The 16,508-nt window shown below is 64.2% G+C and carries 15 protein-coding genes; 4 read left to right on the forward strand and 11 right to left on the reverse strand.

Annotated features, from left to right (window positions below; genetic code table 11):
• Positions 1-91 precede the first annotated feature (91 nt).
• The 7 genes from IVB31_RS30985 to IVB31_RS31015 all read right to left on the reverse strand — a co-directional run bounded on the left by IVB31_RS30985 (position 92) and on the right by IVB31_RS31015 (position 8,181).
• On the reverse strand, positions 92-1,177 hold the full coding sequence (locus tag IVB31_RS30985; RefSeq protein ID WP_247331741.1) for a branched-chain amino acid ABC transporter permease: 1,086 nt from the start codon (positions 1,175-1,177) through the stop codon (positions 92-94).
• Positions 1,174-2,184, reverse strand: coding sequence for a branched-chain amino acid ABC transporter permease (locus tag IVB31_RS30990; protein ID WP_247331742.1), 1,011 nt, complete (start codon positions 2,182-2,184; stop codon positions 1,174-1,176). The genes IVB31_RS30985 and IVB31_RS30990 overlap by 4 nt, the downstream gene beginning before the upstream one ends.
• Complete coding sequence (locus tag IVB31_RS30995; RefSeq protein WP_247331744.1) at positions 2,181-2,903, reverse strand: ABC transporter ATP-binding protein; 723 nt, start codon at positions 2,901-2,903, stop codon at positions 2,181-2,183. Before IVB31_RS30995 ends, IVB31_RS30990 begins: the two co-directional genes overlap by 4 nt.
• Positions 2,900-3,676, reverse strand: a complete 777-nt coding sequence (locus tag IVB31_RS31000; RefSeq protein WP_247331746.1) for an ABC transporter ATP-binding protein — start codon at positions 3,674-3,676, stop codon at positions 2,900-2,902. The genes IVB31_RS30995 and IVB31_RS31000 overlap by 4 nt, the downstream gene beginning before the upstream one ends.
• 185 nt (positions 3,677-3,861) lie before the next feature.
• A complete protein-coding gene (locus IVB31_RS31005) occupies positions 3,862-5,046 on the reverse strand; it encodes a substrate-binding domain-containing protein (protein ID WP_247331748.1) in 1,185 nt (394 codons plus the stop codon).
• Between the two features lie 224 nt (positions 5,047-5,270).
• Entirely contained in the window at positions 5,271-7,007 is a 1,737-nt protein-coding gene (locus tag IVB31_RS31010; protein WP_247331750.1) for an EAL domain-containing protein, read from the reverse strand.
• A gap of 208 nt (positions 7,008-7,215) precedes the next feature.
• Positions 7,216-8,181, reverse strand: a complete 966-nt coding sequence (locus tag IVB31_RS31015; RefSeq protein WP_247331752.1) for a sensor histidine kinase — start codon at positions 8,179-8,181, stop codon at positions 7,216-7,218.
• A gap of 195 nt (positions 8,182-8,376) precedes the next feature.
• Here IVB31_RS31015 and IVB31_RS31020 point away from each other — a divergent pair, with 195 nt between their 5' ends.
• The gene (locus IVB31_RS31020) at positions 8,377-9,216 is read left to right on the forward strand and encodes a glucose 1-dehydrogenase (protein WP_247331754.1); all 840 of its coding nucleotides are present in this window, start codon (positions 8,377-8,379) and stop codon (positions 9,214-9,216) included.
• 143 nt (positions 9,217-9,359) lie between these two features.
• Here IVB31_RS31020 and IVB31_RS31025 read toward each other — a convergent pair whose 3' ends face one another.
• The 3 genes from IVB31_RS31025 to sthA all read right to left on the reverse strand — a co-directional run bounded on the left by IVB31_RS31025 (position 9,360) and on the right by sthA (position 13,727).
• Positions 9,360-10,736 (reverse strand): cytochrome P450, encoded by a 1,377-nt coding sequence (locus IVB31_RS31025; protein ID WP_247331756.1) that lies wholly within the window; start codon positions 10,734-10,736, stop codon positions 9,360-9,362.
• Between the two features lie 216 nt (positions 10,737-10,952).
• A complete protein-coding gene (locus IVB31_RS31030) occupies positions 10,953-12,188 on the reverse strand; it encodes an LLM class flavin-dependent oxidoreductase (RefSeq protein WP_247331757.1) in 1,236 nt (411 codons plus the stop codon).
• A 147-nt stretch (positions 12,189-12,335) separates the two neighbouring features.
• The gene (sthA, locus tag IVB31_RS31035) at positions 12,336-13,727 is read right to left on the reverse strand and encodes a Si-specific NAD(P)(+) transhydrogenase (RefSeq protein ID WP_247331758.1); all 1,392 of its coding nucleotides are present in this window, start codon (positions 13,725-13,727) and stop codon (positions 12,336-12,338) included.
• A gap of 211 nt (positions 13,728-13,938) precedes the next feature.
• Here sthA and IVB31_RS31040 point away from each other — a divergent pair, with 211 nt between their 5' ends.
• Entirely contained in the window at positions 13,939-14,271 is a 333-nt protein-coding gene (locus tag IVB31_RS31040) for a hypothetical protein (RefSeq protein ID WP_247331759.1), read from the forward strand.
• A gap of 140 nt (positions 14,272-14,411) precedes the next feature.
• Positions 14,412-15,569, forward strand: coding sequence for a PHB depolymerase family esterase (locus IVB31_RS31045; RefSeq protein ID WP_247331760.1), 1,158 nt, complete (start codon positions 14,412-14,414; stop codon positions 15,567-15,569).
• A 71-nt stretch (positions 15,570-15,640) separates the two neighbouring features.
• Here the strand turns inward: IVB31_RS31045 and IVB31_RS31050 are convergent, their stop codons facing one another.
• Positions 15,641-15,943 (reverse strand): hypothetical protein, encoded by a 303-nt coding sequence (locus tag IVB31_RS31050; protein ID WP_247331761.1) that lies wholly within the window; start codon positions 15,941-15,943, stop codon positions 15,641-15,643.
• 194 nt (positions 15,944-16,137) lie between these two features.
• Between IVB31_RS31050 and IVB31_RS31055 the strand changes: the two genes are divergently transcribed.
• Positions 16,138-16,506, forward strand: a complete 369-nt coding sequence (locus IVB31_RS31055) for a helix-turn-helix domain-containing protein (RefSeq protein WP_247331762.1) — start codon at positions 16,138-16,140, stop codon at positions 16,504-16,506.
• Positions 16,507-16,508 lie beyond the last annotated feature (2 nt).

Consider the following 16,508-nt stretch of genomic DNA (forward strand, 5'->3'; position numbering starts at 1 on the left):
ACCTTAGGAAAGCCAGTTACCTAAGCATTAATCTCGTTGCGCGATCACGGTCGTGAACCGCGAGCCGCTGCGCTGCATCATGAATCGCGCGTTAATGCGAGCCACCCGCGCTCTTGTCGCCACCCACATTGCGCAGCCGTCCGACCACGCCGGTTGGAAAAAAGTAGACGCTGGCGATGAACAGCAGCCCGAGCCACAGCAGCCAGCGGTCGGGGTGCAACAGCCCCGGCAGTAGCGGCAGGCCGGCTTCCGACGCCGCCTTGGAGGCGATGCCCATCAGCGACTGCAGATAGTTCTGGGCGAGGATGAAGATGGTTGCGCCGATGATCGCGCCGTAGATCGTGCCCATGCCACCGATCACGACCATCAGGAGAATGTCCAGCATGATCGAGAAGCTGAGCGAGGTGTCAGGGCCGGCGTAGCGCAGCCACAATGCATTGAGAATGCCGGCGCCGGCGGCCACCAGCGCGGCAAGGCAGTTGGCGTAACTCAGGTGGAAGACGGTGCGGAAGCCGAGCGCCTCGGCGCGGAAGCGGTTTTCGCGGATCGCCTGCAACACGCGCCCGAACGGCGAGTTCACCACGCGAAGCAAAGCGAGGATCATCAGGGCCGAGACGGCGAACACCAGATAGTAGGTCAGGATGCGGCCGTTGACCTCGAAGCCGAGCACGCTTTTGGAGATCAGCACCGTGCCGGGCCTGAGCAGTTCCGGGAGTTGAAAGCTGCGCCCGTCCTCGCCGCCGGTCAGCCAGGACAGCTGCGAGGCCAGCACCTGGAAGGCGGAGGCGACCGCGAGTGTGATCATGGCAAAGAAGATTGCGGCGACCCGCAGCGAGAACAGCCCGATCGCAAGCGCAAGCAGCGCGGCAAGCGGCAGGCCGATGACGATGCCGGTTGCGACCGCCCCCCAGTTCGGACCCATCCCGTACAGCGCGATCGCGATCGCGTAGCTGCCGATCCCATAGAACATGGTGTGGGCGAACGACACCGAGCCGGTATAGCCGAGCAGCAAATCGTAGGAGGCGACCAGGGCTGCGAAGACGCAGATCTTGGCCGCGACATTCAGCGCCTTGGCGCCCGGAAACAGGAACGGCGTCGCCACCAGCGCCAGGATGATGACGACGAGAACGAGCGTGAGCACACGGCTGCGCGGCGGATCGCCTGACAAAATCATCATCGGCTGGTCACCGCGTAGAGGCCGCGTGGCCGCCACATCAGAACGGCGACCATCAGCAGGATGTTGGAGACGAGGGCAAGCTTCGGCACCAGGAAGCCGCCGTAATTGGCCACCATCGCCACCAGGATCGCGCCGATGAAGCAGCCGCCGATCGAGCCAAGGCCGCCGATGATGACGACGATGAAGATCAGCACCGTGAGGTCGTCGCTCATGGAGGCGTGCACCTGCTCGCGATAGAGCGCCCACATCACGCCGCCGAGGCCGGCCAGCGCCGATCCCGTCATGAACACGCCGAGGAACAGGCGGCGGATGCGATAGCCGAGCGCCTCGACCATCTCGCGGTTCTCGACGCCGGCGCGGATCAGGAGTCCGAGCTTGGTGCGGTTGAGCACGAGCTGGATCGCGATGAAGACGGCCAGCCCGATCAACATCGCCAGCACGCGATATTTGGCGATCGCGACATCGCCGAGGATGAAGGAGCCGCGCAGCGACGTCGGCAGCGGCGTCGGGATGATCTGCGGCCCCCATACCGCATAGAGCGTCTGCTCGGCGACGATCAGGCCGCCCGTCGTCATCAGGATCTGCTTCAGATGCTGGCCGTAGACGGGCAGGATCAGCACACGCTCGACGATCAGGCCGAGCGCGCCGGACACCGCCATCGACAGCAACGCGGCCGGCGCCAGCACCGCGAGGTTCATCCACAGCGAGTCCACCTGAAGCGAGGCCGCGAACGGCGCCAGCACCAGGGTCGCGACATAGGCCCCGACCGCGATGAAGGCGCCATGGCCGAAATTGAGCACGTCCATCAGGCCGAACACGAGGGTCAGCCCGGAGGCCATGATGAAGATCATCATGCCCATCGCGAGGCTCGCGGCGGTCAGCGTCAGCCAGGTGCTGGGCGAGCCGATCAACGGGATCATCACGACGGCGACCGCGACCGGCAGCAGGATCGGCGCGATGTCGCGCTTCGGCTTCGGCAGCGGGTCGGTTGCGGCGAGTTCAGTCACTGATGCGCCTCCAGGCTCAGGCCGAGCAGGCGCTCCTGCAACGGTACGTCGGAGGCCAAGGCCGCCATCTCGCCGCGATGGACGATGGTGCCGTTGTCCATCACCAGCACGTTGTCGCCGAGCTCGCGGGCGGCGAAGAAATTCTGCTCGACCATCAGGATCGTGGCGCCCTTGCGCTTGATCTCCTTCAGGCACTCGATCAGCGCCATCACGATCGCCGGCGCCAGCCCCTTGGTAGGCTCGTCGATCAGCAGCAGCTTGCGCGGCTCGACGATGGCGCGGGCGATGGACAGCATCTGCTTCTGTCCGCCCGAGAGACTTCCCGCGCGCGACAGCCAGAACCGGCGCAGCGCGGGGAAGAAGCCAAAGATCCAGTCGAGCTGGGCGTCGTCGAGCGGTCCGTCGCGCGCCGCCAGCACCAGATTTTCCTTCACCGTGAGGTCGGAAAACACAGCCATGCTCTCCGGCACGTAGCCGACGCCGAGCCGCGCGATGTCCGGTGTGGCGCGGCTCTCGATGCGCTCGCCGGCGAGGCTGATCTCGCCGCTGGAGGCCTGCCACAGGCCCATGATGGTGCGCAGCGTCGTGGTCTTGCCGGCGCCGTTGCGGCCGAGCAGCATCGTGGTCTGCCCTTGCGGGACAGCGAGATCGATGCCCTGGAGGATGTGATAGCGCCCGATATGGGTATGTACGCCGGAGAGTTTCAGGAGCTCGGTCACGTGGCACCCCCCGCAGCCTTCCTGGGAGCGACGCCGAGATAGGCTTCCTGCACGATCGGTGACGCAATCACTTCGGCCGGCGGACCATTCGCGACTAGCTGGCCGTTATGCAGCACGATGATGCGGTCGGCGAGCGAGCGCACCACGTCCATCTTGTGCTCGACCAGAAGAATGATCTTGCTCTTGTCCTGCTTGAGCTGCGCGATCAGGTTCAACACGACCGGCACCTCGTCGATGCTCATGCCGGCGGTCGGCTCGTCGAACATGAACACCTTTGGCCCCAGCGCGATCATCAGCGCCACCTCGAGCTTGCGCTGGTCGCCATGCGACAGCGCGGTCGCTGCGACGCCGCGGCGGCCGCCGAGCGCGACCTGATCGAGGATGGCGTCTGCGCGCGCGATCAGATCGCGGCGGACCATCCAGGGCCGCAGCATATCGTAGTGCGTGCCGCTGGCGGCCTGCACGGCGAGGCGGACGTTTTCCTCCACACTGAGGTTCGGAAACAGATTGGTGAGCTGGAAGGCGCGCCCCAGGCCTGCGCGCGTCCGCATCGGCGCGGAGTGCTGGGTGATGTCGGTGCCGTCGAACAGGACGCTGCCGGTCGATGCGCGGAGCTGGCCCGAGATCAGGTTGAAATAGGTGGTCTTGCCGGCGCCGTTCGGGCCGACGATTGCGGTGAGCTCGCCGGGGCGGAAGCTGCAGGTGACGCTGTTGACGGCGACATGACCGCCGAAACGGATGGTGAGGTCGCGGGTTTCGAGGGTTGGCGTCATAAACAGTCCGGCGAATGATAGGGTTGAGACGCATCCACGATCACGCTGCGCTCCCTCCCCCGCTTGCGGGGGAGGGTTGGGGAGAAGGTGCCCCCGCGATGGGATTGCCCCCCAAGAGGATGGAGCCCCCACCCGGCCTCCCCCGCAAGCGGGGAGGTGAAGTAAGAGGCGGGATACCGCCGAGCCTACCTCTTGTTGCGGATCGGAACGTCCATGTCCTCGATCTTCAGCTCGCGCACCGGCTCGAGCACGGCCCAGGCGACGTTCGGATCGACCTTGACCTTGAAGTGATACATGCTCTGGAGCGCCTGATGGTCCTCTTTCCGGAACACCATCTTGCCCTTGGGCGTGTCGAACTCCAGGCCTTCCATCGCCGATATCAGCTTCTCGGTGTCGGTCGACTTCGCCTTGGTGACGGCGGCGACGACGGACATCGCGGCGGCGAAGCCCCCCGCGGTGAAGAAGTCCGGCGGCGCCTTGAAGCGCTTCTGATGCTCGGCGACGAACCAGTCGTTCACCGGGTTCTTCGGGATCTCGTAGAAATAGTAGGTCGCGCCCTCCATGCCGGGGAGGCCCTTATAGGCCGCGAGCGCGGGCAGGATGTTGCCGCCGGTGGACAGTTCGATGCCGTAGCGCTTCGGGTCCATGTCCTGGAGCTTGGCCAGCGGATTGCCGGCACCCGCCCAGATCACCCAGATCACCTTGCGGCCGGGCTTGTCCTTGAGCGCGTCAAACAGGCGCTGGCCGACCGCGGTGAAGTCGGTGGTCGAGGTCGGGGCATATTCTTCCGCGGCGAGCGTCGCGCCGGTCTTGGCGAGCGCTTCCTTGAAGGCGGCGACGCCGTCGCGGCCAAAGGCGTAGTCCTGCGCCAGGGTCGCTACGGTGACGCCCTGCTTGCCGATCGCGACCGCGTTCGAGATCGCGTCCTGCGACGAGTTACGCGCGGTGCGGAAGATGTAGCGATTCCACTTCTCGCCGGTAATCTGATCCGCGACCGCGGGCTCGACGATCAGGATCTTCTTGTTCTCCTCGGCGACGGGCAGGATCGCGAGTGCTGCGGCCGACGAGGTGGTGCCGATGGCGATGTCGGCCTTGTCGTCCTGATAGGCTTCCGCGAGCGCGGCCTTCGAAAGATCGGGTTTGCCCTGGTCGTCCTTGGTGATGACGACGATCTTGCGGCCGTCGAGCGTCATGGTGCCCTTGGTGGCGTATTCAAAGCCCATTTGCAGGCCGGTCTCGGTCTGCTTGGCATAGGCCTCCAGCGGTCCGGTCTTGCCGTAGATCAGCGCGACCTTGAGATCGTCGGCTCGGGCGGAGGTGCCCGCGGCCAGACCGAGAAGGGCTGCTGTGAAAATGAGCGATCGACGCACGATGATTCCTCCCTCTTGAATTGTGTTGGTCACAGCGATTTGCACAACGGTGCAAACATTGCAATTCCACCTTCCGGCGGGTCTTGCTCGAAAGTCCGTATGACACTGTTTTGACGTCGCGCGTTACCGATTGCGTCCGACGCAGAAATCGGCAGGTCTCTGCCGAGGCGCCCGGATCGGTCTGCCGCGATCATACAAGGTCGGGGCCGCGGGAAGGGGAGCGATTACCGCCGATACCCGCTCGCGCGCGAATAGCCCTGGCGGTTCAGTTGATGTGGGCGGCTGGCCACGCTGGCCCGCGCCTCGCTGGAGACGGGCGTCGCGAGCTTCAACTCCTCCAGGAAGATCGGCCGGGAGAAATAATAGCCTTGCGCATGGCGGATCTTGGTCGCGGCCTGGAGATAGGCCAGCTCCTCGTAGGTTTCGATGCCCTCGGCGATCACGGTCATGCCGAGCGCTTCGCTGAGGGATTCGATCGCGCGCAGGATGCCCTGGCTGCGCGGTCGCTTATGGATGTCGGTGATGAAGGAGCGGTCGATCTTGATCTCGTCGGCGGTAATGTCGGCGAGTGCCGAGAGCGAGGAATAGCCGGTGCCGAAATCGTCGATCGAGATGCCGACGCCGAGCTTGCGGAACATCGGCAGGATTTCCGACTGGAAATGGCTCTTGGCAACAAAGGCGTCTTCGGTCACCTCGATCATGAAGCGTTGAGGGAAACCGGTGTCGTCGAGCGCCTGCGCGAAGCTGCGCATGAATTCCGGATTACCGGCCTGCTTGGCCGCGACGTTCATGCTGATCGTCGCTTCCGCGCCAAAGGTCTCGTTGATCAGGTCGACCGACTTGACGATCTCGGCGAGCACGAGATGGGTGAGCTCGTCGATCAGCCCGAGCTCGACCGCAAGATTGATGAACGAGCCGGGCGCCTGGATAACGCCTTCGTCGTCGCGCAGACGCACCAGGGCCTCAATGCCCTTCACTTCCTGGGTGCGAATATCGACCTTGGACTGGAAGGCGCAGCAGAAGCGTTTTTCGAGGATGGCCTGCCGCAGCGACTGCTCGATCTTCATCCGCGCCAGCGCCTCGCGCTCCATGCTCGAATCGAAGAAGGCCGCCGACCCCTTGCCATTGTTCTTGATGCGATACATCGCGATGTCCGCGTTCTGACGCAGCGTCTCGAAGTTGCTTCCGTGATCGGGATAGAGGCTGATGCCGACGGAGGTGGAGGCGAAGACTTCCGAATTGTCGATGAAGAACGGCGCCGTCAGCCGCTCAAGCGTCGATTGCATGAATTCGGCGACCTCCTCCTGGCTCTGGATCGGCGACAGCAGCAGCAGGAATTCGTCGCCGGAGATGCGCGACAGCATGTCCGAATCGCGCAAGTCGCGCCCAAGCCGCTTCGCGAGCTCGACCAGCAGCGCATCGCCGACCGCGTGACCGTAATAGTCGTTGATGTGCTTGAAATTGTCGACGTCGAGAAAGGCGAGCGCAAAGCGCTCGCCGGCGCGACCCTGCGCGAGCAGACCGGCGGCGTGGTGTTCGATCACGCGCCGCGAGGGTAGGCCGGTCAGCTCGTCGAAATAGGCCGAGCGGAACAGCTGGTCCTCGAAGTTCTTCTGCTCGGTGATGTCGGAGGAGGCCGAGATCAGCAGCTCGCGTCCGTCGAGGCGGACCGGACGATGGGTGGTCAGCAGCACCTGGCGTGCGGCTCCGTCGTGGAGCGCTTCCTCGGATACGACCGCCTGGCCGGAGTTCAGGGCCTGCTGGCAGGCTTCCCGGCGCGGCCCGAGATCGCGTGAGGGACGGCTGCCATCCATGCCGAGCTGAGCGGCTGCGACATCGTTGACCAGGAGAAGTTCACCCTGCGCGTCCTGCACGGTCAGGCCGGCAGGCAGCATTCTAACGATTTCCTTGAGAAATCCGAGTTCGGCTTCACTCGCGCCGGAATATTTGTTGTCGTTCATAGAAGTCATGAATCTTGTTGTTTCAGCGCGCCTTTGCAATGGCCGCGATCTTGCGCGGTTCCCTCTTAAGTTTGGTTAAGGGGTCCGGAGAAATACGGGGGTGTTTTGCGGCGATGCGGCGCGTGCAGCCCATCGTCATTAACAGAGCGTCAACGGCGCATGCGAAACCGCGAGCGAAGCGCGCGACCGGTTTTCGTCTACGCTGTGTCTAACCGCTTTTGGGAATACGGCATTGCATGATGCAATGGAGTCCTGTCCTGAGATAGGAGACCTCCGTCTTGCCGTCGAAGGCCGACAGCGCGGACTTCAACAGCTTGGTGCCGAAGCCCGGCTCGGACACCTTGTCGACGCTCGGGCCCTCGGTTTCATCCCAGGTGACGGTCAGACGGTCGTCGCTGACGGTCCATGACACCTGCAACAATCCGCGCGGCGCGGAGAACGCGCCATATTTTCCCGCGTTGGTGGCGAGCTCGTGAAACATCAATGACAGCGTGACCGCAAGCTTCGGCGGCAGGAACAGCCGTTCGCCGTTGAGCGTGAAGCGGACATGGCCGTAAGGCCCGAGCTCGGCGATCAGGAGATCGCGGATGTCGCAGCCTGCCTTGTCGATCCGCGAGATCAAATCGTCGGTCGTCGCCAGTGACCGCAGCCGCGGATCGATCCGGGCCCAGACCTGCGGCTGGTCGTGCAGCACCTGATGCAGCACGGCATGCACCGTCGACAGCTTGTTCTTCAGCCGGTGCTGGAGCTCGTCGACCAGCAGCTTGCGATAGTCTTCTTCCTCGATCAGGCGCTTGGAAACCCGGCGCTGCTCGGCGAGAAGCGAGCGATAGTGCTCGACGCCCCAGATGGTGAGCGCGCACACCGCCCAATAGAGCGCCAGCAGGGCAAATCGCGCGCGATCGGCAAAAGCATCGCCGAAATTCACGACGACGCCGAGCACGCCGCCGACCAGCGCCGTGATGACGCCGATGCGGAAGCCTCCGAACGCAGCCGCAAAGAACACCGCCGGAAAGTACGGCGTGAAGTAGACGTCGGGCCGCACATGGGCGAGAGCCCAGCGCGCCAGCGTCGCAACGAGCAGGCAGGCGACCGCAAACGCAAGGCTCAGACCGAGCGATGGCGGTGCCTCGCCCTGCCAGCCCTTGCGGAATTCGTCGATCAGCTTCCCCATGCACAATCCGGTCGCGATATGCGTTCGACAATCGAGCGGTCGCCAGGAATGTTACGCATGTCGCAGGCCCCAAGCAAAGCTTGCCTTGTCGGCAGCCGGCAGGAATAGTGCCTGCTGCGGCGCCGAGTGCCGCGGCGCCGTCATCGATCGGTGTCCGCCATTTGGCGTCAAGGGGTTCGAAAACAGGAACATTCCATGGGCAGGCTGGACGGCAAGGTCGCGGTGATCACGGGCGCGACGAGCGGGATCGGGTTGCGGACTGCGGAAGTCTTCGTTGCCGAAGGTGCCAAAATTGTGATCGCAGGGCGGCGCATACCGGAAGGCGAGGCGCTGGCGAAGCAACTCGGGGCGAACTGCGTCTTTCGCCAGACGGATGTGACGGTCGAAGCGCAGATGCAGGCGCTGATCGCGCTCGCGGTGGACAAATTCGGCCGCATCGACTGCCTGTTCAACAATGCCGGCGGCCCGGCGCAGACCGGCGGCATCGAAGGCCTCGAGGTCGAGCGCTTCGACGCGGCGATGGCGACCTTGGTGCGCAGCGTCATGCTCGGCATGAAGCACGCCGCGCCCCAGATGAAGAAACAGGGGACAGGCAGCATCATCAACAATGGCAGCATCGCCGGCCGCCTCGCCGGCTTCTCGTCCTCGATGGTCTATGGCGCGGCCAAGGCGGCGGTAATCCATCTCACCAAATGCGTGGCGATGGAGCTCGGCGAGTCCAACGTCCGCGTCAACTCGATCTCGCCTGGCGCGATCGCGACCGGCATTTTCGGCAAGGCGCTCGGGCTTTCGACCGATGCGGCGGAGAAGACGCCGGCGGTGATGCGCGAGGTCTACAAGACCGCGCAGCCGATCCCGCGCGCGGGTCTTCCTGATGACATCGCCCATGCCGCAGTGTTTCTGGCCAGCGACGAATCCAGCTTCATCAACGGCCATGATCTCGTCATCGACGGCGCGATGACCGGCGGCCGCAACTGGAGCCAGCAGCAGCAGGGTTACGTGGCCCTGCGCAAGGCGTTCGATCAGGGGGCGTAGGCGCAGGTTTCGTGCCCCGGACGCAACGCAGCGCTCCTTCAGCGTTGCGCTGCAGAGCCGGGGCCCACCTCTCGCACGGAACGTGTCTCACGATTCTGGGTCCCGGCTCGCGCTCCGCGCGTCCGGGACACGAGAGTTGCGCGCTACACCGCCTTCACCCTGACCCGCAGCCCGTCCCGCGGTTTCGGGATCGGCCACATCTGCCAATCCGGCTTGTAGCCGGGTTCCAGCGACACCTCGATGTTCTGCAAGAAGTGCCGCGCGAAGCATTTGGCCTGCATGTAGGCGAAGTGCAGGCCGAGGCACATATGCGCGCCGCCGCCGAACGGCACAAAGGCGAAGCGGTGGCGGTTGCGCTGGGCTTCTTCGGCGAAGCGAGAGGGATCGAAGCGATCCGGCTCCGGCCAGATGTCCTTCATGTGGTGGGTGTAGAGCGGGTTGACGCCGATCGCGGTGCCGGCCGGAATCGAAAAACCCTTGAAGGTGAAATCGCGCATGGCGCGGCGCGGCATCGACGGCACCGGCGGCTTGATCCGCAATGCTTCCTTGAACGCCATCTCCGACAGCGGCATTTTTTCGAGATCGTCGAAGCTGCTCGGCGCATCCGGGGCGAGCCTCAGCGCCATGACTTCCGCGCGCAGCCTGTCCTGCCAGTCGGGATTTGCGGCGAGCTCGCCGATGAAGGACGTCAGCGACGAGGTCAGCGTATCGTGCGCCGCCATCATCAGGAAGCTCATGTGGTCGATGATGTCCTGTTCCGAGAGCAGCGCGCCGTCCTCGTGCGTTGCGCGGCAGAGCTGCGAGAACAGATCATCGCCGCCGAGATTGCCGCGCCGCAGCGGAATCTGCTCGCGGAAATAGGCGACGATGCGCTTGCGTCCCCTGACGCCGGCCGCCATCTGCGTGCCGGGTAGCGGTCGGCGGATCGGGGCGACGGCGGCGGCGACCATGTCGACGAAGGCGCGGTTGATCTCGTCGACCTCCGGCCCGATATCGGCGCCGAGAAAGGACGCCGCGGCAAGGTCGAGCGTGAGCTGCTTCATCGCCGGATAGAGCTGCATCTCGCCGGGCTTGGCCTTCCACTGCGCGACCCGCGCGGCAATGCCGCGGTCGAGGTCGCCGAGATACGACTTCATCGGTCCGGACTTGAACGCGACCGACAGCGCCTTGCGATGCAGCCGGTGCTCGTCGAAATCCAGCAGCATCAGGCCGCGCGGAAACAACAGGCCAAGCACCTTGTTCCAGCCATGGGTCGAGGAGAACAGCTTTTGCTGGTCGAACAGCACGAGCTCGTTGGCCTCGGGGCCAAGCAGCACGACATTGGTCTCGCCGAAAAAATGGGTGCGATAGATCGGGCCATATTTGGCGCCGTTCGCCTCGATATGTCCCTTGGGATCTGCGAGCACCTGAAAGGTCTTGCCGATGATCGGCCAGCCTTCGTCGCCGGGGATGTGCGTCAGCTCGTTGCGCCTGGGCGGGGTGAAGCCGAGCGCCGGGGCGGCCAAATTCTGCATCGACATGATGATGGCTCCGGTTGGCGGACCCGGCGAGCATAGCACAATCCGGCTGCGATGATGCGGCGGCCGTTTTCCTCGCATACATGCCATTGGTCGTCCGGCGAAAGCCGGGACCCATAACCCCAGGGAGAAGTTTGTCGCGAGCCGGTAATCGCGAGTCTTCGCCAAACACAATTTGGTGGTATGGGTCCCGGCCTTCGCCGGGACGACAAGTGCGGCTTACCGCTTCGCCGCTTCCTTCTGCAAATCGGGCGCGTTGACGGCGGGAATGGCGACGCGGCCGGCGCCCGTCACCTTCAGCGCCTCCGCGGCCTTCTCGTTCTCCATGATCTTGGCCATCACGGCCTGGCCCGCGCGTTCGAAGATCGCACGGTTCTCGATCACGAATTTTTGCGACCTGCGTAAAGAATCGATGTAGCCGTTGATCTCCGGCACGACATAGCGCGCCACCAGATCCCAGCTCCGGCGCGTCGCTTCCGGATTGGCCCAATCGTGCACGAAGCCGATGACGGCGCCGACGCCGCCCGACACCTGCATCACGTTCTTGATCATCTTGACGAGATCGTCGGGCGTGCCGATGACGGACGCCGCGCCCTCGACGAAGGCGGTCTTGTCCACGGCTTCGTCGGGCGAGGCAAAGGCGGTGAGACCCGGCCGTTGCAGCGTGCCGACGTTATATTCGTTGTGCCAGCGCATCAGCCCGGCGCCGGCTTCGCGGCGGGCCTGTTCGCGGGTCTCGGCGAGGTGCCAGGTCAGCAGCACGCGCCAGTTCGCCCGATCGACCTTGGTGCCGTGCTTTTTCGCCGCGTCCTCGGCGAACTGCCATTGCTGCTGCAGCGACATCAGGCCCTGCGTCGTCATCGAGCCCAGCGAGATGATGCCGATGCCGTATTTGCCGGCGAGCGTCATGCCGGACGGCGAGATCTGCGAGGCCACCACGAACGGCATCTCTTCCTGTAGCGGCAGGATCTGCAGCGCGGCGTCGTTCATGGTGAACCAGTCGCTCTTCGCCGTGACGCGCTCGCCGTTGAAGAGGCGGCGGATCACGGCGATCGCCTCGTCCTGGCGGTCGCGCTGCGTCATCGGATCGATGCCGAGCGTGTGCGCGTCGGAGGCGAGCGCGCCGGGACCGGAACCGAAGATGGCGCGGCCTCCGGTCATGTGGTCGAGCTGCACCATGCGCTGCGCGACGTTGTAGGGATGGTGATAGGGCAGCGACACCACGCCGGTGCCGAGCTTGATCCGCTTGGTGCGCTCGCCGGCGGCCGCCAAAAACATCTCGGGCGAAGCGATCATCTCCCAGCCGGAGGAGTGATGCTCACCGCACCAGAATTCGTCATAGCCGAGGCTATCCAACTGCTCGACCAAGTCGAGATCGCGCCGGAACTGGAGCATCGGATGCTCACCGATCGGGTGATGCGGGGCAAGGAAGGCTCCGAACTTCAGGCGCGCCATGGCGTTCTCTCCGGCTTCATTTTTTGCTTGTTTGTGGCGCGAAGCTACGTGCTGAAGGCAGCGAACGCAATCGCGAGATGTCCCGCGCGACGGAATGCAGGCATGCGTATTTCTTCTCCCTCTCCCGCAAGCGGGGCGAGGTGAGAACTACCGCGTCATCCTGTTCCACGCATCGAGGCCGGCGATCTTGTACGCCTCCGCCAGCGTCGGATAATTGAACGTGTTCTGGATGAAATAGTCGATGGTGCCTTTGAGGTTGAGCACGGCCTGGCCGATATGGATCAGCTCGGTGGCGCCTTCGCCGAGGATGTGCACGCCGAGCAGGCGGCGCGTCTTGGTCGAGAAGATCATCTTCATCATGCCGCTGTTCAGCCCCATGATGTGGCCGCGCGAGGTCTCGCGGAAGCGCGCGATGCCGACCTCATAGGGAATGCCACGCGTGCGCACCTCTTCCTCCGTCAGGCCCGTGGTCGAGATCTCGGGCACCGAATAGATGCCGTAGGGAAAGAATTCCGGCGGTGCCATCGGCTCCATGCCGAGCGCGTGGCACGCGGCGACGCGGCCCTGCTCCATCGACGTGGAGGCAAGACTGGGAAAACCGATCACGTCGCCGGCGGCATAGATGTGCGGCACGCTGGTCTGCAAGGTGACGGGATCGACCTTGATCCGCCCGCGGTGGTCGACGGCGATGCCCGCGGCCTCGAGGTTGAGCCGGTCGGTGGCGCCGACGCGCCCCGCAGCAAACAGCAGCATCTCCGTGGTGACGTGCCGCCCGTCCGAAAGGTGCGTGACGATGCTTCCCTGCGCGGTCTTCTCGATCGAGTTGACCTTGGCGCCGAGCCGCAGCGCGACATTGCGGTCGCGCAATTCGTGCATGAATTCGTCGATCAGTTCCTTGTCGATGAAGTCGAGAAATGTCGGTCGCGGCTCGATCAGGGTCACGGGCACGTCGAGCGCGCTGAAGATGGTGGCATATTCGACGCCGATCACGCCCGCGCCGATCACCGCGAGGCTGCGCGGCAGCTTCGGCAGCTCGATGATCTCGTCGCTGTCGAGCACGGTCGCGCCGTCGAACGGGACGTAGTCGGGTCGGAACGGGCGCGTGCCGCAGGCGATCAGGATGAAGGCGGCCGACACAGTTTTGGTCTCGCCGATCGGGCTGGTGATCTCGACCTCATGCGGCGAGACCAAGCGCGCCTCGCCATTGGCGGTCCGCACCAGATTGCGGCTGAATTGATGCTCCAAAACCTCGACCTCGTGGTCGAGGGTCTTCTGGAGCCGGGTCATCAGATCGCTCGCCGCGATGTCCTGCTTGACGCGGTAGGAGCGGCCGTAGAAGCCGCGCTCGCGCCAGCCGGACAGATTGAGCACGGTCTCGCGCAGGGTCTTCGAGGGAATCGTCCCCGTGTGAACGGAGACGCCGCCGACCCGCCGGCCCTTCTCCACCACCAGCACGGCTTTGCCGAGCTTGGCACATTGCACCGCGGCCCGGCGCCCCGACGGGCCCGATCCGATCACCACCATGTCGTAGTCGTACATCGGATGCGCTTCCGAACCCTGCGAAATCAGCGGGAACCGACATGCAGCTATCGGGCCAAGGCAACAAGAGGGCGGCAGGTCTCGCTTCGGAGGCGATCGCGTGGAATAACGCCGGTCTGCGCGTTTGAAGCGCAAATAAATTCCCGAAGGCTCGAGCGCCGATGCATCAAGCCGTCACAAAGCGGATCGATTCGTCGCGCCGCGGTGGGTGGTGGCGATCGTCGTCGCCGCGCAATTCATGTTCGGTGTCGATGCTGTCGCGGTCGACGTCGCCAGTCCCACCATCGCGGTCGAACTGAAGGCGTCGCCGGCACACATCGAATCCGTGCTCGTCGCGGCAGGCTCGGTGTCCGTCATCTACGGCACGACGGCGCAGATCGGAGATGCGGCCGGAGTGGCCGCAATCGTTGGGGAATTCTTCGCCGTCGAAGCCGCGCAATCAGCGCGCGCAGGAGTTCTCGGCTCGCTCGCGCTGTTTGTGACGTTAATCATGATCCGCGCCGGATTTCGGCCGTCGATGCGCCTTGCATCTGCACGAAGTTGAGGCATTGCGGTTAATACCCACGGATTCTTGCGGGATTTCCGGCGATTTTCGCGCGATCGACAGCACACGGTCTTTTTATTTTGCGCTGCAGCAACTATTTGGTTTGGGTGGACGTTGAACGTCGCCTGTCGGGAGCTGCCGTGTCGTTAACCAGAAATATCGATCTCTTGAGACGTCTGCCAAAGCTGGACGGATTGCGCTTGGCCGAGTTCGGCCGGAGCGCGGATGCGTCGAGCCCTCTGAAAGAGGTCACCGGTTTCGGCGACAATCCCGGAGACTTGCGCCTGTTCGCGTTCGTGCCGGCGCAGTTGCAGAAGCCGCGCGCGCTCGTCGTCGTGCTGCACGGCTGCGGCCAGACGGCAGCGGCTTACGACCTCGGTGCCGGATGGTCGACTCTCGCCGAGCACTACGGCTTTGCGCTGTTAATGCCCGAGCAGCAGCGCGCCAACAACGGCAACACCTGCTTCAACTGGTTCAATCCGGAAGACACCGCGCGGGACAGCGGCGAGGCGTGCTCGATTCGCGAGATGATCGCGCACATGATCGAAACGCATCGCATCGATCCCAGACGCATCTTCATCACGGGTCTGTCGGCCGGCGGCGGCATGACGTCGGTGATGCTCGCGACCTATCCTGAAGTCTTCGCGGCCGGCGCCGTCATTGCCGGGCTGCCCTATGGCATTGCCTCGAATCTGCGCGAGGCGCTGGACGGCATGTTTCATTCCCCGGCGCGTCCCGCGCGCGAGCTCGGCGATCTGGTGCGGCGGGCCTCGAATCATCGCGGACCGTGGCCGAGGATGTCGGTGTGGCACGGCAGCGCCGACCGCACCGTCAATCCCGGCAATGCCAACGAGATCGTCAAGCAGTGGCTCGATCTGCACGATCTGCCTGACGTGCCGATGGCGGAGACCAAAGTCGACGGCTATCCGCGCCAGGCCTGGTGGAACAAGGATGGCGAGACCCTTGTCGAGTCCTACGCCATCACCGACATGGCGCACGGCACGCCGCTCGGCCTTGCCGACAACGACGAGCGCTATGGCGTCGAAGGCGCGTTCCTGATCGAGGCCGGCATCTCCTCGTCCTACCACATCGCAAAGTTCTTCGGCCTCACCGGCTGGATTGCCGACGCGAAGCCGGCAACGTCGAAGCCGGCGCTGACGTCCGCGCCGCATCTGGCACGCTCGATCCGCGCCGCGGTCGCCGAAGAGCGGGCCGAACCGGAGCGCGCGGAGGCCCGCGGCCTCGATCTCGGACAGATCATCACGCGCGCGCTCACCGCTGCGGGATTGATGAAGTAGTTTTCGTCGTCCCGGCCTTCGCCGGGACGACAGTGGCGTTTTTGGCTAACCCTACTCCAGCGCCATCGACGCTACGCCGTCGCGTCAATCACCTCGATCGGCGTCGCCGTCACCTCGCCGCCGGCGACCTTTCGCGTCATCTCCTGATAGACCTTGAAGAACTCGCGCGATTGCAGCGCTTTTTGCGCGGCATCGTCGCTGACGCTGGCGAGATGGAAATAGCTGCCATTGTCGCGGTTCTTCAGGACGCGATAGCCGATCCGTCCCTTGAGCTCCGGATCGCCGTCGATCGCCTTGACGAAGCGGCCGATCTCCTGGTGCCAGGCTTCCGGCGTGCCGTTCTTGAATTCGTATCGGATCATGAAGTGCTTCATGTGACGCTCCCTGTTCGCGTTGTGCGTCATCATCTGCGTTCTGGATACGATCCTGCAAGTATGGACAAAATTGATAGTATGGACTTTTTCGGCGTCGCTCCTATGCTCGGCCAAAGCGTTTTCGAGCGAAGTGGATACCGGTTCGCGTGAAGAAAACGCGTCAAAACAAAAAGCTCGCATATGGAGGAAACGACATGGCGAAGACAGTCCCCGCGCGCAACTGTCCGGTCGCGGCCTTTCAGAAGATGATCAGCGGCAAGTACAAGCTGCGTATCGTCTGGGACCTCAAGGACGGCCCGCGCCGCTACGGCGAGATCAGGACCGGCCTGTTGCGAGGCACGGAAGGCAGCGCGGAGGTCACCCCGCGCGTGCTCAGCCGCGAATTGAAGGCGCTGACGGCGAGCGGCCTGATCGACCGCAAGGATTTCGGCGAGGTGCCGCCCAAGGTCGAGTATCGCCTGACGCGGAAAGGAAAGAGTTTTGTGCCCGTCGTCGCCGCGATCCGCGAATGGGGCGACCGCAACCTGAGCCAGCCCGCAGCGTTCGCAGACGCCGCGGAATAGGC

Source organism: Bradyrhizobium sp. 21, from assembly GCF_023073335.1.
Taxonomy (GTDB): domain Bacteria; phylum Pseudomonadota; class Alphaproteobacteria; order Rhizobiales; family Xanthobacteraceae; genus Bradyrhizobium.

Excerpts from the sequence above, each read along its gene's own strand:
- sthA (WP_247331758.1), bottom strand. The coding sequence starts at position 13,727 with ATGTACGACTACGACATGGTGGTGATCGGATCGGGCCCGTCGGGGCGC.
- IVB31_RS31050 (WP_247331761.1), bottom strand. The coding sequence starts at position 15,943 with ATGAAGCACTTCATGATCCGATACGAATTCAAGAACGGCACGCCGGAA.
- IVB31_RS31020 (WP_247331754.1), top strand. The coding sequence starts at position 8,377 with ATGGGCAGGCTGGACGGCAAGGTCGCGGTGATCACGGGCGCGACGAGC.
- IVB31_RS31015 (WP_247331752.1), bottom strand. The coding sequence starts at position 8,181 with ATGGGGAAGCTGATCGACGAATTCCGCAAGGGCTGGCAGGGCGAGGCA.
- IVB31_RS31010 (WP_247331750.1), bottom strand. The coding sequence starts at position 7,007 with ATGAACGACAACAAATATTCCGGCGCGAGTGAAGCCGAACTCGGATTT.
- IVB31_RS30985 (WP_247331741.1), bottom strand. The coding sequence starts at position 1,177 with ATGATGATTTTGTCAGGCGATCCGCCGCGCAGCCGTGTGCTCACGCTC.
- IVB31_RS31030 (WP_247331757.1), bottom strand. The coding sequence starts at position 12,188 with ATGGCGCGCCTGAAGTTCGGAGCCTTCCTTGCCCCGCATCACCCGATC.
- IVB31_RS31000 (WP_247331746.1), bottom strand. The coding sequence starts at position 3,676 with ATGACGCCAACCCTCGAAACCCGCGACCTCACCATCCGTTTCGGCGGT.
- IVB31_RS31055 (WP_247331762.1), top strand. The coding sequence starts at position 16,138 with ATGGCGAAGACAGTCCCCGCGCGCAACTGTCCGGTCGCGGCCTTTCAG.
- IVB31_RS31025 (WP_247331756.1), bottom strand. The coding sequence starts at position 10,736 with ATGTCGATGCAGAATTTGGCCGCCCCGGCGCTCGGCTTCACCCCGCCC.